The sequence below is a fragment of the Vicinamibacterales bacterium genome, assembly GCA_036504215.1.
Lineage (GTDB): Bacteria > Acidobacteriota > Vicinamibacteria > Vicinamibacterales > Fen-181 > FEN-299.
Map to the genome: position 1 here is coordinate 49,763 of DASXVO010000018.1, position 22,284 is coordinate 72,046.

The window sequence follows — 22,284 nt, forward strand, 5'->3', positions numbered from 1 at the left end:
GAGGACTTCTTCACCACGATGGGCGTGCCGATCCTGCGCGGAGACGCCACTCCACCGCGCCTGCAGTCGTGGGCCGCAGCTGGACGAAGCTGCTGGTCTCGGTCCATCGAGGCAGATGGAATGCTCGGCAGGGACACCGATCGGCTCCTGACCCGATTTCGCGACCAGCCCAGTGACGGAGCCGGGATCGGCGATACGCGTCAGAGCCTGGACTGTTGACATACATAGAACAACAATGTATAAGACTTCTACGTATGAACGTGAGCAAGGACCTGGTTGCTGCTTCCGCCACGCCGCTCGTGCTCGCCATCCTTGCCGAAGGCGACAGTTACGGCTACGCCATCATCAAGCGGGTGGCCGAGTTGTCAGGCGGCCACCTGCAGTGGACCGACGGCATGCTCTATCCGGTGCTGCACCGGCTCGAGCGCCAAGGTCATGTCGCGGCGAAGTGGTCCGCGCCCGAGAACGGCCGCAGGCGCAAGTACTACCGAATCACTAGAGAAGGCCGAGCGCAGCTCGCCGCCCAGCGGCAGCAGTGGAAGGCCGTGGACGGTACCCTGCGGGGTATCTGGATGCAGGTGTGCACGGTATGACGACCTTCTCCGATCAACCGATCGAGGAACAAATCGCGCAGTGGCGGGAGTACTTACGCCGCCGGCAGGCCGTTCACGGTCCCGACGTGGAGGAGCTCGAGGGACATCTGCGCGACCAGCTGGTGGCGCTCACCGACGCCGGCCTGGCAGGAGATGAAGCGTTCCTGATCGCGGTCAAGCGCATGGGCAGCCTCGATGCGCTGTCACGCGAGTTCGCGCGCGCGCATTCCGAGCGGCTGTGGAAGCAGTTGGTCATCGCGCCCGGCGATGATGAGCCGGCGAACGCCTCATACGCCGAGACGCTCGTCGTCCTGAGTCTCGCCGTCGCCGCGGCGTTGGCCGTCAAGGTGCCGGCGCTGTTCGGTCTTCGGATCGACAGTGGTGGAGAACCGTTCTACTTCCGCAACGCCAGTCTGTTCGTCTTGCCGCTGCTGACGATCTACTTCGTGTGGAAGCGTGGGTTGAGCGTTGCGGGCGGCCTCTGGCTCGCGCTGCCCTTCGCGGCCGGTGCTGTTTTCGCCAACGTCTTCCCCTTCCCCAAGGGCAGTCACACTGAGGTGCTGACCAGTCTGCACCTGCCAATCGCCCTCTGGATGGCCGTGGGCTTCGCGTACGTCCGAGGCCGCTGGTTCGCCGACGGTGGACGCATGAACTTCGTCCGGTTCTCGGGCGAGCTGGCGATCTACTACGTGCTCATCGCGCTCGGTGGGGGCGTCCTCACCGGCTTTACGATGACGATGTTCAAGGCCATCGAGATGAACGCCGGGTGGTTCGTCGGGGGCTGGCTGATCCCGTGCGGGGCGGCGGGGGCCGTCATCATCGGGTCCTGGCTCGTGGAGGCGAAACAGAGTGTCATCGAGAACATGGCACCGGTGCTGACCAGGCTGTTCGCGCCGCTGTTCACCGTGCTGCTACTGGCGTTTCTGGCGACGATGGCGTGGACAGGCAGCCCCATCAACGTAAAGCGGGAGGTACTGATCGGCTTCGATCTGCTGCTGGCGGTGGTCGTCGGGCTGGTGCTCTACGCCGCGTCTGCGCGCGACCCGCAGGCACCGCCCGACCTCTTCGACGGCTTGCAGCTGCTGCTCGTGGTCAGCGCACTCGTGGTCGATGGGGTGGCGCTCGCGGCGATCGCAGCCCGCATCTCCGAGTTTGGCTTCACTCCCAACCGAGTGGCGGCTCTTGGCGAGAATCTCATTCTGCTCGTCAACCTGGCGTGGTCGGCGTGGCTCTATGCCCGCTTCCTGCGTCGCCGGGGTTCGTTTGCCGCACTGGAGCGATGGCAGATCACGTATCTGCCCGTGTACTGCGCATGGGCGGCGCTGGTGGTTGTCCTGTTCCCGCCCCTGTTCGGCTACCGTTGATGCACCCCCACGGGCAGAGCATTGGGGGATAGTCCTGACCTGTTGCCCAGTGTCCTGGGATGGGCTGAGGACACGTGCGAGTCGAACGAGTCGGGCGACGACCTCGAGTGGTTCGCGCCGGCCAGGATCTTGTTGCAGGCTCTCACGACGAACGGCCGAACACGAAGCCGCCTGATCCCGCGCTATCGGTGAGTGTGGGTTCGTGCACGGACGCGTCTATCGCGGTCTCTGTCTCGCCAATCAACCTGTTTGAGTGACGCCAGCCTCGTCGTCGCGGGGCCGCAAATCCGGCGCGCTTCGAGGCGAAGGCTGCGCCTCACGAAGAGGATCTTCGTGACAGCCGCTGAGGGTGTATCTCCAGGCAGGAGTCGCCCACGACCATCCGGCAGGCGTTCTACACCTCGCGCGCGGATCCCTTTCGCACTACTGTGTCGCGCATGCCTGATGCGCTCTTCCCTGATCTCGACGCGCGGCCCGCGGAGCGCCCGACCGAGACATTCGCGGGGATGCCGAGCGAGTCCCGGCCAAAGCGAGACGAAGTGCCTGGCGAAGCGGCTTCCACCAGAATGGCGGGGCCTTCGGTTCGCACCCGTCCGATTGCATTGGAGGAAGCGCATGCGCCGGATCATCTGGCGTCGCTCGAGACGAAAGCGGCGACGGACGTCGGCCGCGAGGCGATGGGTGGCGGCGCGCTCTTGGCCGCGGGCAAGCGCTACGAAGCGGTCGTTCCGGCGCGTGCGGGAAACGACGTCGAGTACGACGTGAAGGGGTTGTACAACGGCGTCGTCGCAGAGGCGGCAGTCGATGACGGTTTCGAAGGCAGCCTGCGCTTCGTGGTCATCGGCGATGGACGAGAGCTGTGGGCGAGCGACTCATTGAGCAAGGGGAGCACGCCGATTCCGGTTCGTGTGAGCATCGCGGGCGTCAAGCGACTCGTGCTGCGCGCAACGGCCGTTGGCAGGACACCAGCCGGCGACCGCGGAACCGAGGGCACAAGCATGCGCATGGGCGCGCAGGCGGGCTGGATCGGCGCCCGGCTGAACGGTCCAGTGAACACGCGATGAGGCGTCGTCGGGCAGGCCGCGTCGCAGTCCCGCGAAGTCGCAAAGATGAGCAGGGCTGCCAGTCCATCACGACCCGCCTGGCGGTCGAGTGTCTCCGGCTCACTCCTGGCGCAGTACCTCAACGGGATTCGTGCGGGCGGCTCGTCGAGCCGGGATGTAGCTCGCGGCAAGCGCCACGGTACCGACCACGCCAATGGCCGAGGTCAGCGCCACCGGGTCGGTCGGCGTGACCCCGAACAGGAGCGCGTCGATCGCCTGCGTGAGGACGAGGGCCAGCGGTGCGCCGACGGCCAGACCGCTGACGGTCAACTGGAGCCCCGTGCCCACGACCATTCTCACGATCTGCCGGCCATGGGCGCCGAGCGCCAGGCGGACGCCCATCTCCGCGGCCCGCTGTCTGACCGAGTACGACATCACCCCGTAGATGCCAATGGAGGTCAGGAAGAGCGCCAGCCCCGCAAACACCGTGAGGATCATCCACGTGAACCGCGCACGCTGCAGCGAGCGCGCGATCCACTGCTCCATGCTCCGGACATCCGACACGGGCTGATCGGGGTCGAGCACGCGAACCTCGTGCTCGACCATCGGCGCGATCGTCAGCGGTTCGCCGGCGGTTCGCACGGTGAGCGTCATTGCGCTGTAGGGCAGTTGCGGATGCGGCCAGTACGCCATCGGACGAATCTCGGTCGCCAGATCGGCCTGTCTCACATCACCCGCCACGCCGACGATCCTGGTCGGTACCAGGGGATCGGTCATGTTGATGACCAGCCGTTTCCCGAGCGGATCCTCGCCTGGGAAGTACTGTCTGGCGAGTGCGCTGTTGATAATGACGACGTTCGACGCCTCCTGCATCTCGCGGTGCTCGAACAGTCGTCCGCGGAGGAGTGGGATTCGCATCGCTTCGAAGTACCCGTTGTCGCACACACGGACCTCGGTGACGAGGTCCTGTCCCGGCGGCGGCGCCGGCCGCCCTTCGATGGTGAAGTTCGTGGCGGCCCCGAGTCCGGCAAACGGCAGGAAGCTGACCACGCCTGCGGCGCGCACACCGGGCAGGGCGGACGCCCGATCGACCGCAGACTGGAAGAACCGCAGGCGTTGGCCGGCCTCCCCGTACTTCGAAGAGGGCAGCGATACGCGCATCGTGACGACGTCCTTCTGGTCGAATCCCGGCTCGACGCCGCTCAGTGTCCAGAAACTGCGGATCAGCAGGATGGCTCCGACGAGCACGACGACCGCGAGCGCCACCTCCGCGACGACGAACAGGTGACGCAGACGGCGGTTCTCTCTCGTCGATCCAGCCTGCCTGGCGCCGGTTCCGAGCGCGCCCCGCCCGTACGACCGTGCGGCGTCGATCGCCGGCGCGAAGCCGCAGATCGCGACCGTGGCGATACAGGCTGCGGCCGTGAAGCCCAGGACGGTCAGGTTGATGCGAACCCGGCCGAGACCGACGAGGTCGACCGGGCTGAGCGCGACGAGAAACGCCGTCCCCCATCGGGCGACGACGAGCCCGCCGGCTGCGCCGAGGAGCGCCAGCACCAGCGTCTCGGTGAGCAACTGACGCACCATCTGCCCGCGGCCCGCGCCGAGCGCCGTCCTGATGGCGAATTCCCGGTGGCGGGCTGCGCCGCGCGCGAGCAGGAGGTTGGCCACGTTGGCGCAGGCAATCAGCAGGACGAAGGCCACCGCGCCGAGCAGGACGAGCAGCGCCGGGCGAATGTCGCCCGCGAGTTCCGTGTGGAGCGGGACGAGCCGCGCCGTCCAGCCCGTGTCGAAATCGGGCCACTCGGCCCTCAGGCCCGAGGCGATCGTGTCCATCTGCGACTGGGCCTGCTCGAGCGGGACACCGCCCTTCAGTCGGCCGACGGCTGTCAGATACCGACCGCTCGGCTTCCGCTGTTCTTCAGCGAACTGGAAGGGCAACCAGGCATCGGGGGGCTTGCCGACCAGCGAACCGGCCGGGACGAAGAGGCGGGCATCGGGCGGCATCACGCCGACCACGGTCGCCAGACGGCCGCCGAGCCGAATGGCGCGCCCGACCACAGCTGCGCTGCCACCGAACCGCCGTAGCCAGAGTTGATGGCTGAGGATCGTCACCCGATCCGGCGCGGGCGTCTGGTCGGCCCCTTCACCTCGCGCGAAGACCCGGCCGAGAGCGGGTCCGACGCCGAGCGTCGGGAAGAACTCTGGCGTGACGACCTGGACCACCAGTTCCTCGGCCTCGCCAACACCCGCGAGGCTCATGCGCGTGTCGTAGAGCGCGGCCATCTGCTCGAAGGCGGTTGCCCGGTCGCGCCAGCGGAGGAAATTGGCGGGTCCCACGGTGTTTGGCTTGCCGGGCCGCCGGGCGGTCTCCTCCCACATCATGACGAGCCGGTCCGGATCTCGGAAAGGCAGCGGTTCGAGGAGCACGGCGTTCACGATCGTGAAGATCGCCGTGTTGGCGCCGATGCCCAGCGCCAGCGTCACGATCACGATGGCCGTGTATCCCGGGCTCCGACGCATCGTCCGCAAGGCATGGCGCACGTCGCGCTTGAACTGATCGAGCCAGCGCCATCCCCACATATCGCGGGTCACCTCCCGGACGAGATCGACGTTGCCGAACTCGCGCCGCGCGGCCGCAGCCGCCTTCTCGGGCGACTCACCGCGCTCGATCCGCTCGCGCGTCGCCATCTGCAGGTGCGTCCGCATCTCCTCGTCGAGCTCATCGTCTCGGCGACGACGCCGGAACAGGGGCGTCATGCTTCGCTCGCTCGCCTGGTCGGGTCCATGATGCCGGCGACGGCCTCGGTGAGTTGCGTCCAGCGGGATCGCTCGGTCGCCAACTGCTTCTTGCCGGCCACGGTCAGGCCGTAGGTCCTGACGCGCTGGTTGTTGTCGGAGACTCGCCACTCCGCGGCAATCCAGCCGCGGCGCTCGAGCCGGTGCAGAGCCGGGTACAGCGAGCCGGTCTCCACGCCCAGGACGTCACCGGAGTTGATCCGGATGGCCTGGCTGATGCCATAGCCATGTTGACGTCCCCACTGGAGCGTCTGGAGGATGAGGAAGTCGAGCGTGCCCTGGAGCAGCTCGATGCGGTTCTGGTAGCGACCGGCCTTGGTCATAGGATGTAGCCATCCTACACCCATGGCTGCAGGATGGCTACTGGGGGCAGCGTCGCCGAGTCTGCCGGCCTGCCCCGCCGTAGCAGCGTCGCCGAGTCCGCGGGCCTGCCCCGCCGTAGCGGCGTAGCCGCGAAGGCGGGTAGAATTGTCCCCACCTGTAGTGCCATGACCTCAGCGCCATCGCCGCTGCTCGCCGTCGATCGCCTCACCACCGTCTTCGATGTGGACGGCCGCCCGCTTCGCGCCGTGGACGACGTGAGCTTCGAAGTGCGCAAGGGCGAGACGCTCGGTCTGGTCGGGGAGTCGGGCAGCGGGAAGTCGGTCACGGCCCTCTCGATTCTCCGGCTCGTCCAGCCTCCGGGCCGGATCGCGTCGGGGAAGATCGTCTTCGAGGGCCGCAACCTGATGGACCTGGCCGAACGCGAGATGCGCACGGTGCGGGGGGCGCGCATCGCCCTGATCTTCCAGGAACCAATGACGGCGCTGAACCCGGTCTTCACCATCGGCGATCAGATCGCCGAGGCCATGCTCGTGCACGGGCGTGCAACCCGGGCCGGGGCCAGGCGACGCGCCGTCGAGCTGCTCGAGGCCGTGCGCGTGCCGGATCCGGAGCGAAGGGTGCGCGACTATCCGCATCAACTGTCAGGGGGCATGCGCCAGCGCGTCCTGATTGCCATGGCGCTCTCCTGCCGGCCGTCGCTCGTGATTGCCGACGAGCCGACGACCGCGCTGGACGTGACCATCCAGGCGCAAATCCTCGATTTGCTCCGCGAGATGCGCGCCGCATTCGACCTGTCGCTCCTGCTCATCACCCACGATCTCGGCGTCATCGCCGGCATGGCCGACCGCGTGGCCGTCATGTATGCGGGGCGCCTCGTGGAACAGGGCCCGGTCAGGACGATATTTCGGTCGCCCGCGCACCCGTACACAAGGGCGTTGCTCGCGTCGATCCCGCGCCCGACGACCGGTCAGCGACTGACCGCCATCGAGGGAACCGTGCCGCCGCTCGATCGGTTGCCTCCCGGATGCGCGTTTGCGCCGCGGTGCGCCGATCGAATCCCAGCCTGCGAGGAGGCGCCTCCGGTGTCGAGCGACATCGGCCCCGACCACGCGGTTCGCTGTATCAGGCGCAGTGGCGCAACGTATTACGCCCCGTGAGCCCGCCCATGCCCTTGCTCGATGTTCGTGACCTCGTGAAGGAGTTCAGCCGCAGCCGCGGGCTGTGGAGTCGGGCGGGCATCGTCCGGGCCGTCGATCGTGTGAGCTTCACCGTCGAGGCCGGCGAGACGTTCGGGCTGGTGGGCGAATCGGGCAGCGGCAAGACGACGACCGGACGCTGTGTCCTTCGGTTGATCGAGCCGACGTCTGGCGCCGTGCGGTTCCAGGACCGGGACGTGCTCGCACTCTCCCGTAGAGACCTGCGGCGGACGCGCCGCGAGATGCAGATCGTCTTTCAGGATCCCTACTCGTCGCTCAACCCGCGGATGCGGGTCCGGTCGATCGTCGAGGAACCGCTGATCATCCACAAGCTGGGCACGCGCGCGGAACGGCGCGAGCGGGTGGCCGAGTTGTTCCACCTCGTGGGCCTCGACCCGTCGCACCTCGATCGCTACCCGCACGAATTCAGCGGCGGCCAGCGTCAGCGCATCGGGCTCGCCCGCGCCCTCGCGCTCAATCCCTCTCTCGTCGTCGCGGACGAACCAGTCTCCGCACTCGACGTGTCGGTGCAGGCGCAGGTCATCAACCTGCTCATGGATCTCCAGGCGCGGCTGCACCTCACCTACTTGTTCATCGCCCACGACCTCCGGCTCGTCGAGCACATCTGCAACCGGGTCGCGGTGATGTACCGGGGACGAATCCTGGAAATGGGTGAGACCGCCGCGCTGTTCCGCGATCCGGCGCATCCCTACACGCGGGCGTTGCTGTCGGCGATTCCGGTGCCGGATCCGGACGTGCGGCCGGCCCGGATTGAGTGGGATCCCTCAGGGGTGGATCTGCAGGCACCGCTCAGAGAAGTGGGGCCGGGACATGCGGCGGCGATCTGAAGAGCAGGCCTGACGGCCCCGACCGACGATCCCGGACCTCGGTCTCGGGAGCCGCGGCCTGACCGTTGAACCCCGGGCGCGGTGTCGAGAGCGTCACGAACCGGAGGGATGACTTCTGACCACGGGAATGCACCGAATTCTGGTGGCGGTCGTGCTGGTCGTGGCCGCCGTGTTGCGCTTCTGGGGCTTGCAGTTCGGCCTGCCGAACGACCTCGCGCGTCCGGACGAGGAGAAGATCATCCACGCCGCGCTGGTTGTCGTGGGCGGCGACCCCAACCCGCACTTCTTCCTCTATCCGAGCCTCTTCATCTACCTGGCCGCCGCGGCGTACACGCTCGTCTTCGCGCTCGGGGCCACGAGCGTCAGCGCCGCGAGCTATGCCGCCCACGCCGTGGCGGATCCGTCGCTCCTCCACCTCGTGCCGCGGACGTTGTCTGCCGCAGCAGGCGTTGCGACGGTGGCCGTCGTCTACGCCGCCGCGCGCGAACTCTTCTCTACCCGCGTAAGTCTTGCCGCCTCGGCTTTTCTCGCCGTGGCCTACCTCCACGTTCGAGACGCGCACTTCGGGACGACCGACGTGCCGGTCGCGCTGGCCTGCATGTGTGCGTTCTGGGCAGCGGCGCGGTGCGCGGGTCGGGGCGCAACGGTCTCCCGGGCGGCGGTCATGGGGTTGCTCTGCGGTCTGGCCGCGTCCACCAAATACAACGCGGTCCTCGTGGCGGCGCCCGCGGGGCTGGCCATCCTGGCCGATGCCCTCGAGTCGCGCCGCTGGCCGACCCAGCGGGAACTCGCGCTGCTCCTGCTGTGCGGCGCCTGCGCCGGACTGGCCTTCGTGCTGACGACGCCGTTCGCCGTTCTCGACCGCGCCGGCTTCATCGCCCAGTTCTCCGAGCAGCGTCGGATCTTTGCCGGCATCCAGAACGGCTCGATCATCGGCCCTGCGCGGTCGGTGCTCGGAGGTGCGCGCGGGTGGTCCTACTATCCGACCTTCACGCTGCCGCACGGACTCGGCTGGCCGCTATTCCTCGCCTCCCTCGCCGGAGCGGCCTGGCTGTTCGTCGAGCGTTGGCGGCGGGCGTTGCTCGTGCTGGCGTTTCCTGCGGTCTACTACGCCTCGATGGGCATGGGGCAGTTGCTCTACGCGCGCAACATGGTACCGATCCTGCCGTTCCTGTGCTTGGCCGCTGGAGCGTTTGTCGGTGGCGCGGCAACTCGAATCGAACGGCGCTTCAGGAACCGGCCGGCGGCCGCGTTCTGTGGTGCAACCCTGGTGGCGGCGCTTGCCGCTCCCACGGCTGCCGAGGCGATTCGTTTCGATCGGATCGCGAGCCTGACCGACACGCGCGTCCAAGCCGCACGCTGGCTCGACACGCACGTCCCGGCCGGGATGAGCGTGTACCAGACGGGCATCTTCTACGGTCACGTGCAGCCCGTGCCCGCGGACCGGTACCGGACCGCGTCATTCGACGAACGGCGCGACCGGTTCGTGGTTGGCGGCGATCCGACGCGGCTTCCTGACGCCGTGGTGCGCCTGGACTCACCCCTCGTCGTCTACAGCCGTGTTCCTGATGCCCTGCTTCCACTCCTCGAGAGTCGCTACGTCCTGACCCGGGTCTTCGCTGCCCGCGCCCGCGGCGCGGCCCTGGAGGGCATCTACGACCAGCAGGACGCGTGGTACCTGCCCTTCGCCAACCTGGCCGCCGTCGTCCGGCCGGGTCCGGACGTGTACATCTACCTGCGCCGCGATTGATCGGAGACTGTCACCGCAGCGTCTTGTTCAGGTCGGCGAGGCCGAGGAAGAACGAGAACGAGGTGAGCTGGATCCCGAGGAGCGTGACGAATGTCGAGAGGATCGACAGGCGCGTGACCCCGGCGTGGATCGACGCGGGTGTGGCCACGTCGAGCAACCAGCGGACGGTGATGCCGGCCAGGCACAGGCCGGCGGAGGCGACAATGACGCCCGCAATCAGGCCGCGCTCGACGGTGAACGACGTCGCGAAGAAGCGCGCGACGCGACCGGTCGATGCCACCCCGCGATCGTGCCCGTAGAGCAGGAGGCCGAAGACGCCGAACAGTGTGGCCTGCAGTCCCATGAACATCAGGACGCCGGCGAAGAGGACCACGGACAGGCCGAGCGGCACACCCATGACGGCGACCGGCCGGACCATCAGGAGGCCCATCAGCAGCAGGCCGGCGAGAAACACCGTCAGCCCGGGGTAGAGGAACAACCACGTCGGGCTGAGCACGAGCATGAACCGCAGGTGCCGCCACCCGTCGCGAAACGTGTTCAGGTGCGGCTGGCGGACCGCGCTCGGCGCCGCGTAGTCGATCGGCGTCTCCGCGATCGTCAGCCCTTCCTGCGACGCGCGGATCACCATCTCCGAGGCGAACTCCATCCCGTTGCAGCGAAGGTCGAGGCGCTCGACGGCGTCGCGGCGGAAGCCGCGCAAGCCGCAGTTGGTGTCGGAGATGCCCGTGCGGTACACGAGGTTCATCACCGCCGTCAGGGCGGGCGTACCGACATAACGGTGCATCCACGGCATCGCGCGCTTCGCAATGACGCCCCGCAACCGGCTCCCCATCACCAGGTCGTGGCCGCGGCGGAGCAGGTCCACGAACTCGTCCAGCCGCGCGAAATCGTAGGTGTCGTCGGCGTCTCCCATGATGACGAAGCGGCCCCTCGCCTCACCGATGCCGCGCTTCAGGGCGCTGCCGTAGCCCTTGATATCGTGTGACACCACCCGCGCCCCGGCGGCTTCCGCGATCCGCGCCGATCCGTCCGTCGATCCGTTGTCCACCACCAGGACTTCGCCGTCGATCCCGTGATCGGCGAAGAAACGCAGGGCCTTGCCGATGCACGTGGCGATCGTCTTCACCTCGTTGAGGCACGGCATCAGCACGGTCAATTCCACCTGGCCGGCACGGGAAACGGCGGCGGCGGGCGGGACCGCCGCCTGATCGGGCCGCGCGCGATCGCCGCTCAGCACGAGGGACGTCACGATCGAGGCCTCCGCCCGGCCGGGGAGCCCATCCAGTCCCTGAATTTGAGCAGGCTGGCCACCTGCTGGAGCGAGAACGAGCGCACGGCGGTGCGCAACAGGTAGCTCGGCCTCAGGTAGAACCGCCGGAACGCGCGGCGGCGGAACTCGGTCACCTCGCCCGCGGTGATCGTGTCGGTGTCCATCACCGAGTTGCCCCCGAAGTCGAATTCCGACCAGTTCCGCGTCTTGATCCAGCCGTTCGCCCGCGCCATCTCGCCCAGTTCGGTCTTCGGGTAGGGGACCGCGCAGTAGCTCTGCATGTAGTCCAACCCCAACCGGGTCATGAACTGGATTGTCGCTTCGGCCGTTTCCCTGGTCTCTCCCGGCAGTCCGAAGATGCAGTGCCCCATCGTCGCGATCCCGACCTTCCTGCAGGCCGCCACGGCGCGTTCCACGTCGGCGACCGTCTGCTTCTTCTTCGCCCGGTCCAGGATGTCCTGGCTCGAGCTCTCGACGCCGAGACCGAGCAGGTAGCAGCCCGCTCGCTTCATCGCTTCAAGCGTCTCCTCTTCGACGGACGTCACGCGCGTGGTGGCCGCCCACTTGATGTGGAGGCCTCGATCGTCGAGGGCGCGACAGAAGTCGAGGACGAACGACTTGTCGAGCGTGAAGACTTCCTCCCAGAAGAGGAACTCGTTCAGGCCGTACCGGTCCACACACTCCTGGATCTCGCGCAGGATGTAATCGATCGAATGGCGTCGAACGCGGTTGCCGTAGTACGGCTTGACGATGCAGAACGTGCAGGGATACGGGCAGCCGCGGCTGGTGTTGATGAGAGTGAAGGGGCGATTGTTGTGCGGGAGGCGGTAACGGTCGTTGTGCAGCAGGCTGCGATCGGGGAACGGAAGCGAATCGATGTCGTCGATGAGCGGTCGATGACCGGTGAAGACGACCGACTCGTTGGTGCGCAGCACGAGGCCGGAGATCTCACGAAGCGTGTTCACGGCCTGCGTCGCGCCAGGATGTTCGGGATCGCGGGCGCATGAGCCGGACGCATCCCTGCCGTTTCCGCTGCCCGCGAGGGCCGTCACCAACTGCTCGAACGTCGCCTCCGGCTCGCCGACGATCCCCGCGTCCAGGGACGGGCACGCCGCCATGGCTTCCTGCTCGAGCAACGTGAAGTAGGCACCGAAGCCGACGACGCAGGCCTGCGGGACGGTCTTCTTGATGGCGGCCGCCACCGTCATGTCCGACTCGATGGACGGGAAGCCCGTGTTGATCGCGACGAGATCCGGCTGAAGGCGCCGCACATCCTCGAGCAGGGCGTCGAGCGTCCACGACTCCACGTTGCCATCCACCAACCGGACGTCGCCCTGCCTGCGCGCAATCGCGCCCATCGCCGCCATGGTGATGGGCGGCCACACCGTGGCCCAGGACGCTGCCTTCTGCATGCAGCGTCCCTCGCGGATGTACCTGGGCTGCGCGGCGAGCGTTGGGTTGAGCAGGTAGGTGTTCATCAATCAGCCCCTGGGCGCGTTCGGGGGCTGGGCTCCGCGACCTGGTGGCAATTGAGAGTCCGGCCGGTCGTCGTTCATCGCGTCCTTGAAGCCGCGAATGGACGAACCGAGGCTCCGGCCCAGCTCCGGCAGCCGCTTCGGGCCGAAGACGACGAGCGCAATTCCCAGAATCAGCAAGAGGTGCATGGGTTGCAGCAGACCTTCGAACACGTTCTCCTCCATCCGTCCAGAAGCCATGCACCGGCATCGGTGCTGGCGTGTTGTCAGAAATCGTTCCTGTATCGCTCGAGGACGATTCGCACCAACTGGCTCCTCGTCCGCACGCCGGTCTTCCCGAACAACTGCTGGAGCCTGGCCTTGACCGCGCTCTCGGATACTCCCACGCGGTCGGCAATTTCCTTGTTGGTCAGCCCGTCGAACACGTAGCCCAGCACCGTCCGCTCGCGAGCCGTGAACGGCGCGATGTGCTCCTGCGCCATCCCGCCGTCCCATCCAGCAAGGGTTTGGAGCACCCTGTCGTCGAGTCGCGTCTTTCCCGCCAGCACCTCCCGGATGGCCTCCGCCAGCTTCAGTGCCGAGTCGTGCTTCGAGACGATGCCCGACACGTCCTGGCGGATGAGCGACACGGCGTCCGCACGCTCGACCGCCGCCGCGACAACCAGCACCTGTCCCTGGAACCCCTGCTGTCGTGCCAGGGGCAGGAAGTCGACGCCGTTTTCGCCGCCGAGGTCGAGATCCAGCAGCACGACATCTACCCGGCGCCGGCCGAGCAGATCGAGCGCCTCACTTATCGACCCGCAGTGGGAGACGTCGAAGCCTTCCTCGGCCGACAGCAGCCGGGCCACGCTCTCTCGGAAGAGCGCGTGGTCGTCGAGCACCAGGACCGAGATGGGAAGCGCGTCCGGCTCAGCCATCCTCTCTCCCACCCGCCGGCGCCACGGCGCGCACGCTCACCACGAAGGACGCGCCGCGATCGACCGGCTCGCACACGAGGTCGCCACCGACACTGCGCATGATGGCGCGGGAGACGTACAGGCCGAGGCCGGTCTGGCCGCGCGCGTCCCAGCGTGGGCGGAACAACTGCTCGGGGTGCGGCACGCCGACGCCGCTGTCCACGAACCTCACGGCCACTCGGGATCCGTCCTGCGAAACCGCGACACGCAGGTGTCGCACTTCCGAGGCCTCCATGGCGCGCTCGCTGTTGCGCACGAGGTTCAGGAAGACTTGCATCAGGCCGTGCCGGTCGGCGAAGACCACCGGGAGATCCGACGGAGCGGGCCAGGATGAGGCGATGCCGTGCTCGGCGAGGCCCGGTTCGGCAACCACCCGAAGGTCGTCGAGGATCGACGACAGGTCCAGTGTGGCCGGTCCGCCCGTGGCAGCCGGACGCAGTTCCTCCTCGGTGAGCTTCTCGAGACCCTCGATGAGCGTGCCCAGCGCAATGAAGTCGTCGTTGCCCTCGAGTGCCTTCATGCGCGACAGGTTCCGGTGTGCCACCAGCACGGCACTGCTGATGTTCCGAATCTCGTGCGCGATCGCGCTCATGACGATGCGGGTGTGGCGCAGCATCTGATCGAGGCTGAGGTCCTCGCGGCTGCGCAGGTCCTCTGAGAGATCCACGACGATGGCGGCCACATGGGACCCGTTGGACGTGGCGTAGGTGGAGAACCAGACGGCAGCGAGAAACACCTCGCCGTTGCGCCGCGTGGCCTTCCCCTGGAGCGTCGTGCGGAATACCCGGGAACTGGTCGCGTCCACGACGCTCTGCAGCGACGGCAGGTAGTCGCCGATGCGCTGGCCGGTGAGCGGCGCGTCACCGGGCGCGAACAGGCGCTGCGCGGCCTCGTTGGCGAGGAGGATTCGCCCGTTGCTCCCGATGGTCAGGATGGCAGCCGGGCTGCTCTCGATCAAGGCGTGGATTTGCTCCTCGGCGTCGTGCCGGAGCTGGATCTGTTCCTCGAGCTGCCTGACGTGGCGGGCAGCCAGGACGCGGCTGCGTATCGACTCGGAGACGAACAGTCCTGTGCCGCTGAAGCCGGTCGTCGAGAGGATGAAGCGCACGGCCGCTTCGTGCGACGGCAGGTCGCCGAGCGCCTCCTGCAACCCGGCGCAGAGCAGGGCCGTTCCCACGATCGGAAGCCAGCTGAGAACAGTGCCCAGGATCATGATGGGGAACAGGTAGAGGAAGCCGAGCGAGATGTACGACGGATGCCACCAGTCGACCGCGGCGATGACCGCGACCATCAGGCCGGCAAGCCCGAGCACGCGGGCTCGATTCTCCGACGAACGGGCCGACAGTAGATCGAACATGAGGCGGGCCGACTCCCCCCGTACATTCTCGTCCTTCCCAGGCGTTCCGCCGCGGCGATTGTTCGAAAGATAGGCTGCGGGGGACCCGGCGAAAGATAGGCTTCCCGTGACGTGACGCCGGGCCGACACTCGTCCATGGAATGAGTGACCTGTTCGTCGCCGGGATGGGAATGCGCCATGACAGCTCGACAGCCACCGGACCGCGCCCGGCTGTTGCCGGCCTGGGTGTGCCGGGCGGCTCGGCCGTCGGCCTGGAGGCCGCGTTCTGGTTCGTCGCCATCGCCATCGGCGCCGCCCAGCAGTGGGCGTCGGTGGAGGTGCCTTCATCGATCGACCTCGTGTCGTATCTCGATATCGGCGACGCGTGGGTCCATGGGCGCTGGGCCGATTCCATCAACGGCTACTGGAATCCGCTCTACTCGTGGATCTTGGGTGTCACGATGGCGGTGGTCCGTCCATCCGCGCGCTTCGAGTACCCGACCGTCGAAGCGGTGGACTTCCTGATCTTCCTTGCCACACTCGCGGCCTTTGCCTGGTTCCTTCGTGGCGTGCGACAGGTCTATCCGGGCCTCGCGGCGGCGGGGCCTGCAAATCGGCCAGTCATCCCGGATTGGGCCTGGGTGGTGGGAGGGTACACGCTCTTCACGTGGTCCGCCGTCAGGTGGATCTCCCTGTCCAGCAACACGCCCGACATGTGCGGCGCTGCGCTTGCTTTCGCGGCGTGGGGCCTCCTGTTTCGCCTCGACCAGCGCGAGCGGCCACGATCCTACGTCGTGCTGGGCTTCGTCCTTGGGCTCGGCTATCTCTCGCGCACACCGTTGCTCTTCGTCGGTGCGTCGCTCCTTTCGGTGGCCGCCTGGCAGGCGGGCACGCCGGCTCGCCGCCGTGGACTCGCCATCGCCGCGTTGGTACTGGTCGCCACAGTCACCCCGTTCATCACCGCCGTGTCGGTGGCCCGTGGACACCTGACGGTGGGTGACAACGGAAAGCTCAATCACGCATGGCTGGCGAATCCACGCCCCAATGCGATTCCCAACCGCTACTGGCAGGGCGGCCCGCCCGGAAGCGGAACGCCCACGCACCCGGCCCGCCTCATCTGGGAGGCGCCGCCCGCGTACGAATTCGGCACGCCGATCGGCGGAACCTATCCCGCGTGGACGGATCCGTCCTACTGGTACGACGGGCTGACGTATCGCTTCGACAGGTCGGCTGAATGGGCGACGCTGAGGGACAATGCGATCTTCTACTTCTACGTTTTCGGCCGCTGGATGCTGCTGGCGCTGGCCGTAACCCTCCTCGTTGCCGGGGATCTGCGGGCGACGTTGGATGCGTTCAGGAGGAACGCCAGGTACTGGGCGCCTGCGGTGGTGGGACTGGGGCTGTACCTCGTGGCGGCGGACCTCCACGTACAGAAGATGAAGCTGCAGCCCCCGCAGCGCTACATCGCAGCCTTCGTGGTTCTGCTTGGCGTCACGCTCGCGTTCTCGGTCCGCATCCGCGTCGTCAGGTATCCCGCCGCAGCCAGGCGGGTGCTGGGCGCAGGACTGGTCGCGGTCAGCCTCCTGGTCTTCTCGAGCCTGGCATCCGGGGCGTGGAACGGGTTGCACGAGCCGTCCGAGGTCCCGCCCTGGAAGGTGGCCAGTGCCCTTGAGACGACAGGCGTCGTCGCAGGCATGCGGGTAGCGACCATCTGCCCACCTGACCAGCATGAGTACTGGGCGAGGCTCGCGCGGGCGCGCATCATCGCGGATGTGCCCGACGGCACCTTGTTCTGGGAGACGCCGCCGGAGGTCCGTGAAATTGTCTTGGAACGCTTGGGGCGGGTGGGGGCGCAAGTGGTCGTGTCGTGCTGGGTTCCCCCCGATGGCGAGTCGGCCGGCTGGCGGACGGTCCCGGGCACGGCGTACGGCATGCGTCCGCTTCGACCGGGTCGATGACCGCGACCCGTCTCGACAGTCCCGATCGCTCAGGCCGCGCGCCGGACGTCGTCCTCGATCTTCCCGTCGCGGATGTGGAGCACCCGGAAGGCGTGGGCGGCGATGTCGGCCTCGTGGGTGACGAGGACGATCGTGTTCCCGGCCGCGTGCAGTCGCGAGAAGAGCGCCATGATCTCGACGCCGGTCTTCGAGTCGAGGTTGCCGGTCGGCTCGTCCGCCAGGAGGATCGACGGGTTGTTGACGAGCGCGCGCGCCACGGCCACGCGCTGGCGCTGGCCGCCCGACAGCTGATTCGGCCGGTGGGTCATGCGGTCGGCGAGCTCGACCTTCTCGAGGGCGCCACGGGCCCGCACCAGGCGATCCGCGGCCGGAATGCCGGCGTAGACCAGCGGCAACTCGACGTTGTGCAGCGCCGTCGCGCGGGGCAGCAGGTTGAACGTCTGGAAGACGAACCCGATTTCCTCGTTGCGAATCCGCGCCAATTCGTCGTCGTTCATCTGGCTGACCTGTTTGCCGTTGAGCAGGTAGCTGCCCTTGCTCGGCGTGTCGAGACAGCCGATGAGGTTCATCAGCGTGGACTTGCCGGAACCCGACGGCCCCATGATGGCCACGTACTCGCCGCGCTCGATGGACAGGCTCACGCCGCTCAGCGCGTGAATCTCCTCGCTGCCCATCACGTAGCTCTTCCACAGATCGCGCGTTTCAATCAGTGCCATCGGGCGTCCGTCCTCCATCGGGGCCTGTCAGATGTGCCAAGGCCTACAGGATCAATACGTTCGAACCAGCCGGGCGGTTCCGCTCAGGAAATGGGCAGATTCCGAAACGGCGGCAGGTGCGGGACCTGCACGGTGATCTGCTGCACGCCGGACGGAGGAGCCGGAAATCGCGCCCAAACCGCACGCTCGGCGCCGGCCGGAACCTCGATGACGTCCCGGCTCGAAGCCGGCCCACCGGGATCGTCCCGGAGAATGAAGAACTTCTTCCGCCGGGCCTCGTCGAGCAGGTAGAGGTCGGCGAGCGAACCGGCGTCTGCCTCATCGGCGGCAAACGCGGATCCCACGGCGACCGATTTCGTCTGGTCGGGATTCAGCAGCAGCAACGACACGAGCATCGCGTCGGGCCCGACCCGTTTCACCTCGGTAACCCGGACGATCAGCGGCAGGTTGTCGAGACGTCCTTCGCCGAGCGCGGCGGCCTTCTTCGGAACCGGAGCGGCTTCGGGCGCCGCAGAGGCGCCGGCAGCCTTCCGGTCACAGCCCGTCCCGACGATCGCGGCGACGAGCGCCAGGACGGCGACGGCCAGCCGAAAGCGACTCGCTCGCGGCGGGGTGCTCACGGGATGAGCGTCCCCGGGCTGTCCGGTCCGGCCGGCAGGTCCTTCTTCCGGAAGATCGCCGCACCGATCACGCCGCCAATCGTCGAGAAGATCAGGCTGATCATCAGCACGAAGAAGAACCCAATCACGAAGCGGGCGATGCTGAAGCCGGCGTTCTGGCGGACGGCCTCGAAAAACGGGCGCATGTTCTCGGGCATGTCGCCGGCGTTCTGGAGAAAGCGGTCGATCATGCGCGTCTGCAGCGGCCCCATGACGATGCCCACCGGAACGGCGAGCCCCTGCCACACAACCGCGCCAATGAGGCCCGCCAGCAGGCCCGTTGCCGCGCCGTCGCCGGTGCTGATCGGGGCTGGCTGGTTGTTCTGGAGAATATAGGCAGCCACCGCGCCGCCCGCGAGGACCCATAGACAGCAGCACACGTTGCCGACGCTGATGACGGGCAGCGCGGACAGGACGCCGAGCAGGAGACCGCCGAGGAGTGCCGGCTGGAACTTCGAGGAGGAACCCATAGGACTTCTCCGGGCAGGTCGGCCGAGCGGTTGTGCCTGATGTATGGAACGGTCGAACGATCGGGCCAGGGGTCGGGACTCGCCCCGACCCCTGATCCACGATCCCTGAATCCTGAATCCCGCTACCTAGTCGTAGTATTCCTTGCCCAGATGCGTGATCAATTCCTCACCCCGCAGGAATCGGAGCGTGTTCTTCAGCTTCATGAGCTGGATGAACAGGTCGTGCTCCGGGTACAGGCCGCGGGCATGCATCGGGCTCTTGAAGTAGAACGAGAGCCACTCCTGGATGCCGCTCCAGCCCGCGCGCCCCGCGAGGTCGAGGAACAGCACGAGGTCGAGCACGATGGGCGCCGCGAGAATCGAGTCGCGGCAGAGGAAGTTGATCTTGAGCTGCATCGGGTACCCGAGCCACCCGACCAGATCGATGTTGTCCCAGCCTTCCTTGTTGTCGCCGCGCGGCGGATAGTAGTTGATCCGGACGACGTGGCACAGGTCCTTGTAGAGATCCGGATACAGGTCGGGCTGGAGGATGAAGTCGAGAACCGATTTCTTGCTTTCTTCCTTGGTCTTGAACGACTCGGGATCGTCGAGCACCTCGCCGTCGCGGTTGCCGAGGATGTTCGTCGAGTACCAGCCCTTCACGCCAATCAGCCGGGCCTTGAGCCCCGGCGCGATGATGGTCTTGATGAGCGTCTGGCCGGTCTTGAAGTCCTTGCCGACGATCGGGCATCCCTGCTTCTGCGCCAGGTCCATCAGGGCCGGGATGTCCACCGTGAGGTTTGGCGCGCCGTTGCCGTACGGGAGGCCCTCCTTGAGGGCGGCGTAGGCATAGACCATGCTCGACGGGATGTTCACGTCGTTCTCGACGAGCGCCTTCTCGAAGGCTTCGATCGTCTGGTGCGCCGCGGTCTCGGTCATGTAGATCTCGGTGCTGCCACACCAGATCATGACCATGCGATCGAGCTTCTTTTCTGCCTTGAACCGACGGATGTCGGCCCGGATCTGCTCGGCCAGCTCCATCTTGTTGGCGCCCTTCTTCACGTTCGGCCCGTCCAGGCGCTTGACGTAGCGGCGGTCGAACACCGCCGGCCAGGGCTTGATGGCCTCGAGCTCCGGCTTGATCTGTTCGAGCAGGGACGGCTCCAGCACGCCCGCCGTGCAGGCGGCCTGGTAGCAGTCGTCGTCGAAGATGTCCCACCCGCCGAACACGATGTCGTCGAGCGAGGCGAGCGGCACGAGGTCCTTGATCAAGGGCGTGCGGCCTTCGGTACGCTTCCCCAGGCGGATGGTGCCCATCTGCGTCAGCGAACCGATCGGCTTCGCGATCCCCTTGCGGACCGCCATGACGCCGGCTATGAATGTCGTGCTGACGGCGCCCAGGCCGACCAGCAGGATTCCGAGCTTGCCTTTGGGTGTAGGGATTTCGGCTGGTTGTTTCACGGGCAAGAACTATATCATGAGCGATTGTCACGTTTCTTCCAGATAGGGCGAATGGGCGCTGGCGGCCGACAGCTGGCGTTCAGCACCCCCGAATGGGTCATACCATGCCGATCTTTCGAGAAGGACCCGGACCGTACGCGCTGGCGCTGGCCATGACCGGCGTCCGCATGGGCGAACGCCAACTCCTCGTGGGCGACGACGGCCCGATGTTCGCTGCGCTGGCGGCCAAGACGGGCCTTACCGGACGCGCATACGTCGTGGCCGGCACCGAGGAATCGGCCATGCGTATTCGTGCCGCGGCGGCCGAGGCCGGGGTGCTGGTGGAGGTCGACGTCGCCGCGCTGCCGGCACTGCCGCCCGAGGCGCAGGAATTCGACGTGGCGGTGATCGACGCGGGGCCAACGCTGCTGACCCGCCTCGACGGCCCGGCACGCGCCGAGTTGGTCGCCAACGTCTTCCGCGTCCTGCGAACGGGGGGCCGCGCCATGGTCGTCGAGCGTGAACCGGGGGGACTACTGGGCGTCTTCCGCGGAAAGACGCAGGGCCTTGCCGAGTTCCGCGCGCACGGCGGCGCCGCGCCCCTGCTCGACGGCGCCGGGTTCCGCCCGGTCCGAGTCCTGCCCGAGCGGGAAGGCCAGCGCTACACCGAGGGGCTCAAGACCACGAAGTAGGCCGTGTCCGCCCTGGCCGGAGGACATCTGTTCCCTGGGGCCGTGGTGACCGGCCAATCCGGCGCCGTTTCGTGCGGGTCCCCATCGGCAACGCTTTTGCCTCGCCTGACCCTGATGTCTTCTCGTTCACGCCGCATCTGGTGGTGTGCCTCCGTCGCCTTGCTGGCCGTCCTCTGTTCTCCCCCCTCCGTCGCCCACTTCCCGTCGTCGGTGTTGGACCTGCCGTCCGGCGTTCTTCCTTCTCCGTCTCCACTCTCTCACACGCAGGAACGGACCACTCCCCAGCGCCCCGTGTTCGGATCCGGGGTGGATCTCGTGGTGGTGAACGCCACGGTGACCGACGCCGACGGGCACTTCGTGCCTGGCCTGCGGAAGGAGGATTTCGTGGTCCGCGAGGATGGCCGCCCGCAGACCGTCACCACGTTCAGCCATGACCGTGTCCCGGTGAGCCTGGGCCTGGCGCTCGACACGAGCGTGAGCATGCGGGGCGAGAAGATGAGCGCGGCTCGCGAGGCGCTCGAGCGACTGCTGAAGGAGTTACTCGGGCGGGATGACGAGGTCTTTCTCTATTGCTTCAGCGACGAACCGGTGCTCGTCCAGCCCTGGACGACTCCCGAGGCGCTGTGGCGCAGATCGCTCGGCCGGATTTCGACCGGCGGGCTCACGGCACTCTTCGACACGACGGCCGAGGCGGTGACCCTGGCGAAGACCGGTCAGCATCTGAAGAAGGCGCTGATTGTCATCTCCGACGGCAACGACACGGCCAGCCAGACGAGCATGGTCGCGCTCAGGCGTCAGATCCAGGAATCCGAAGTCCTCGTCTATGCGATTGGCCTCGATGCATCCCGAACCGAGGGCACGCCCGCGGGACCGGGCTTCCCGCCCAAGGATCCGCCGAGGATTCCCATTCCGTTTCCCGGACCCACCGGCCGGTTTCCTCGGCCCACGCCGCCGCACCCGCCACGCGCGCCGATCTCACCGCTCGATCCGAGCGACGGTCCGGTGGACGCACAGGCGCTGCGAATGCTGACCGACGACAGCGGAGGGCGCACCGAGATCATCCGTTCGGCCAAAGACCTCGATCGCGTCACGGCAGGGATTGCGGATGAGCTGAGCCGGCAGTATTTCCTCGGCTACCGTGCACCGGCCGGGGCCGACGGCCGCTGGCGGGCAATCGACGTACGCGTGGAAGGCAGGCCGGAGCTGCGGGTCAGGGCCAGGAGGGGCTACTACGCGATAGCGGGCGCGGCTGACCTCGCAGAAGCCGCTGGGCGGCGCTAGTGTAGTGTCCCACATATAACTAGACAACGAATCAGAAGCGTGAGATGCTGTGTGCATGACAGACACGAGCCTCACGGGCCGCGTGGCGGCCGACGATCTGCACCAGTTGGCCGAGTGGGCCCACGCGCCGAGCAC

The 22,284-nt window shown here is 67.3% G+C and carries 20 protein-coding genes; 9 read left to right on the top strand and 11 right to left on the bottom strand.

The genetic code is table 11. From position 1 onward, the window contains the following. The first annotated feature begins 254 nt into the window (after window positions 1-254). The 3 genes from VGK32_04430 (at window position 255) to VGK32_04440 (ending at window position 3,021) form a co-directional block, all read left to right on the top strand. Complete coding sequence (locus VGK32_04430) at window positions 255-593, top strand: helix-turn-helix transcriptional regulator (GenBank protein HEY3380989.1); 339 nt, start codon at window positions 255-257, stop codon at window positions 591-593. Beyond that, window positions 590-1,957, top strand: coding sequence for a permease prefix domain 1-containing protein (locus VGK32_04435; GenBank protein HEY3380990.1), 1,368 nt, complete (start codon window positions 590-592; stop codon window positions 1,955-1,957). The genes VGK32_04430 and VGK32_04435 overlap by 4 nt, the downstream gene beginning before the upstream one ends. 437 nt (window positions 1,958-2,394) lie before the next feature. Then, window positions 2,395-3,021 carry an NPCBM/NEW2 domain-containing protein gene (locus VGK32_04440; GenBank protein ID HEY3380991.1) on the top strand — a complete coding sequence of 209 codons (627 nt, stop codon included), beginning with the start codon at window positions 2,395-2,397 and terminating at the stop codon, window positions 3,019-3,021. A gap of 99 nt (window positions 3,022-3,120) precedes the next feature. On the opposite strand, the gene VGK32_04445 is transcribed toward VGK32_04440, so the two are convergent. After that, on the bottom strand, window positions 3,121-5,760 hold the full coding sequence (locus VGK32_04445) for an ABC transporter permease (GenBank protein ID HEY3380992.1): 2,640 nt from the start codon (window positions 5,758-5,760) through the stop codon (window positions 3,121-3,123). Further along, entirely contained in the window at window positions 5,757-6,122 is a 366-nt protein-coding gene (locus VGK32_04450) for a PadR family transcriptional regulator (protein HEY3380993.1), read from the bottom strand. The genes VGK32_04445 and VGK32_04450 overlap by 4 nt, the downstream gene beginning before the upstream one ends. Before the next feature lie 165 nt (window positions 6,123-6,287). On the opposite strand from VGK32_04450, the gene VGK32_04455 reads away from it, so the two are divergent. The 3 genes from VGK32_04455 (at window position 6,288) to VGK32_04465 (ending at window position 9,917) form a co-directional block, all read left to right on the top strand. Next, on the top strand, window positions 6,288-7,280 hold the full coding sequence (locus tag VGK32_04455; GenBank protein HEY3380994.1) for an ABC transporter ATP-binding protein: 993 nt from the start codon (window positions 6,288-6,290) through the stop codon (window positions 7,278-7,280). Between the two features lie 8 nt (window positions 7,281-7,288). Then, window positions 7,289-8,167: an ATP-binding cassette domain-containing protein gene (locus tag VGK32_04460; protein HEY3380995.1), complete on the top strand. Its 879-nt coding sequence runs from the start codon at window positions 7,289-7,291 to the stop codon at window positions 8,165-8,167. A 127-nt stretch (window positions 8,168-8,294) separates the two neighbouring features. After that, window positions 8,295-9,917, top strand: coding sequence for a glycosyltransferase family 39 protein (locus VGK32_04465; protein ID HEY3380996.1), 1,623 nt, complete (start codon window positions 8,295-8,297; stop codon window positions 9,915-9,917). A 10-nt stretch (window positions 9,918-9,927) separates the two neighbouring features. Here VGK32_04465 and VGK32_04470 read toward each other — a convergent pair whose 3' ends face one another. Genes VGK32_04470 through VGK32_04490 form a run of 5 tightly spaced genes read right to left on the bottom strand, consistent with a single transcriptional unit; the run spans window position 9,928 to window position 14,975 of the window. Next, entirely contained in the window at window positions 9,928-11,166 is a 1,239-nt protein-coding gene (locus tag VGK32_04470) for a glycosyltransferase family 2 protein (GenBank protein ID HEY3380997.1), read from the bottom strand. Beyond that, window positions 11,163-12,665: a radical SAM protein gene (locus VGK32_04475; protein ID HEY3380998.1), complete on the bottom strand. Its 1,503-nt coding sequence runs from the start codon at window positions 12,663-12,665 to the stop codon at window positions 11,163-11,165. The genes VGK32_04470 and VGK32_04475 overlap by 4 nt, the downstream gene beginning before the upstream one ends. A 3-nt stretch (window positions 12,666-12,668) precedes the next feature. Continuing rightward, a complete protein-coding gene (locus VGK32_04480) occupies window positions 12,669-12,902 on the bottom strand; it encodes a twin-arginine translocase TatA/TatE family subunit (GenBank protein HEY3380999.1) in 234 nt (77 codons plus the stop codon). Between the two features lie 26 nt (window positions 12,903-12,928). After that, window positions 12,929-13,579 (bottom strand): response regulator transcription factor, encoded by a 651-nt coding sequence (locus VGK32_04485; protein HEY3381000.1) that lies wholly within the window; start codon window positions 13,577-13,579, stop codon window positions 12,929-12,931. Then, window positions 13,572-14,975 carry a PAS domain-containing sensor histidine kinase gene (locus VGK32_04490; GenBank protein ID HEY3381001.1) on the bottom strand — a complete coding sequence of 468 codons (1,404 nt, stop codon included), beginning with the start codon at window positions 14,973-14,975 and terminating at the stop codon, window positions 13,572-13,574. The genes VGK32_04485 and VGK32_04490 overlap by 8 nt, the downstream gene beginning before the upstream one ends. A 140-nt stretch (window positions 14,976-15,115) precedes the next feature. On the opposite strand from VGK32_04490, the gene VGK32_04495 reads away from it, so the two are divergent. Continuing rightward, a complete protein-coding gene (locus VGK32_04495) occupies window positions 15,116-16,912 on the top strand; it encodes a hypothetical protein (GenBank protein HEY3381002.1) in 1,797 nt (598 codons plus the stop codon). Window positions 16,913-16,941: 29 nt separating this feature from the next. On the opposite strand, the gene VGK32_04500 is transcribed toward VGK32_04495, so the two are convergent. The 4 genes from VGK32_04500 to VGK32_04515 all read right to left on the bottom strand — a co-directional run bounded on the left by VGK32_04500 (window position 16,942) and on the right by VGK32_04515 (window position 20,197). Then, a complete protein-coding gene (locus tag VGK32_04500; protein ID HEY3381003.1) occupies window positions 16,942-17,628 on the bottom strand; it encodes an ABC transporter ATP-binding protein in 687 nt (228 codons plus the stop codon). Window positions 17,629-17,711: 83 nt separating this feature from the next. Then, a complete protein-coding gene (locus VGK32_04505) occupies window positions 17,712-18,248 on the bottom strand; it encodes a hypothetical protein (GenBank protein ID HEY3381004.1) in 537 nt (178 codons plus the stop codon). Next, window positions 18,245-18,757, bottom strand: coding sequence for a hypothetical protein (locus tag VGK32_04510; GenBank protein ID HEY3381005.1), 513 nt, complete (start codon window positions 18,755-18,757; stop codon window positions 18,245-18,247). The genes VGK32_04505 and VGK32_04510 overlap by 4 nt, the downstream gene beginning before the upstream one ends. A 126-nt stretch (window positions 18,758-18,883) precedes the next feature. Beyond that, the gene (locus tag VGK32_04515) at window positions 18,884-20,197 is read right to left on the bottom strand and encodes an inositol-3-phosphate synthase (GenBank protein ID HEY3381006.1); all 1,314 of its coding nucleotides are present in this window, start codon (window positions 20,195-20,197) and stop codon (window positions 18,884-18,886) included. A 104-nt stretch (window positions 20,198-20,301) separates the two neighbouring features. Here VGK32_04515 and VGK32_04520 point away from each other — a divergent pair, with 104 nt between their 5' ends. Together VGK32_04520 and VGK32_04525 are read left to right on the top strand one after the other, a co-directional pair. After that, window positions 20,302-20,868, top strand: coding sequence for a hypothetical protein (locus tag VGK32_04520; protein HEY3381007.1), 567 nt, complete (start codon window positions 20,302-20,304; stop codon window positions 20,866-20,868). A gap of 114 nt (window positions 20,869-20,982) precedes the next feature. Continuing rightward, window positions 20,983-22,149: a VWA domain-containing protein gene (locus VGK32_04525; GenBank protein ID HEY3381008.1), complete on the top strand. Its 1,167-nt coding sequence runs from the start codon at window positions 20,983-20,985 to the stop codon at window positions 22,147-22,149. The last annotated feature ends 135 nt before the right edge of the window (window positions 22,150-22,284 follow it).

Coding starts and splice junctions, on each gene's coding strand:
- VGK32_04525 (HEY3381008.1), top strand. CDS start 20,983: ATGTCTTCTCGTTCACGCCGCATCTGGTGGTGTGCCTCCGTCGCCTTG.
- VGK32_04450 (HEY3380993.1), bottom strand. CDS start 6,122: ATGACCAAGGCCGGTCGCTACCAGAACCGCATCGAGCTGCTCCAGGGC.
- VGK32_04435 (HEY3380990.1), top strand. CDS start 590: ATGACGACCTTCTCCGATCAACCGATCGAGGAACAAATCGCGCAGTGG.
- VGK32_04510 (HEY3381005.1), bottom strand. CDS start 18,757: ATGGGTTCCTCCTCGAAGTTCCAGCCGGCACTCCTCGGCGGTCTCCTG.
- VGK32_04440 (HEY3380991.1), top strand. CDS start 2,395: ATGCCTGATGCGCTCTTCCCTGATCTCGACGCGCGGCCCGCGGAGCGC.
- VGK32_04490 (HEY3381001.1), bottom strand. CDS start 14,975: ATGTTCGATCTACTGTCGGCCCGTTCGTCGGAGAATCGAGCCCGCGTG.
- VGK32_04460 (HEY3380995.1), top strand. CDS start 7,289: ATGCCCTTGCTCGATGTTCGTGACCTCGTGAAGGAGTTCAGCCGCAGC.
- VGK32_04520 (HEY3381007.1), top strand. CDS start 20,302: ATGCCGATCTTTCGAGAAGGACCCGGACCGTACGCGCTGGCGCTGGCC.
- VGK32_04495 (HEY3381002.1), top strand. CDS start 15,116: ATGAGTGACCTGTTCGTCGCCGGGATGGGAATGCGCCATGACAGCTCG.
- VGK32_04485 (HEY3381000.1), bottom strand. CDS start 13,579: ATGGCTGAGCCGGACGCGCTTCCCATCTCGGTCCTGGTGCTCGACGAC.
- VGK32_04465 (HEY3380996.1), top strand. CDS start 8,295: ATGCACCGAATTCTGGTGGCGGTCGTGCTGGTCGTGGCCGCCGTGTTG.
- VGK32_04500 (HEY3381003.1), bottom strand. CDS start 17,628: ATGGCACTGATTGAAACGCGCGATCTGTGGAAGAGCTACGTGATGGGC.
- VGK32_04480 (HEY3380999.1), bottom strand. CDS start 12,902: ATGGCTTCTGGACGGATGGAGGAGAACGTGTTCGAAGGTCTGCTGCAA.
- VGK32_04430 (HEY3380989.1), top strand. CDS start 255: ATGAACGTGAGCAAGGACCTGGTTGCTGCTTCCGCCACGCCGCTCGTG.
- VGK32_04455 (HEY3380994.1), top strand. CDS start 6,288: ATGACCTCAGCGCCATCGCCGCTGCTCGCCGTCGATCGCCTCACCACC.
- VGK32_04445 (HEY3380992.1), bottom strand. CDS start 5,760: ATGACGCCCCTGTTCCGGCGTCGTCGCCGAGACGATGAGCTCGACGAG.
- VGK32_04475 (HEY3380998.1), bottom strand. CDS start 12,665: ATGAACACCTACCTGCTCAACCCAACGCTCGCCGCGCAGCCCAGGTAC.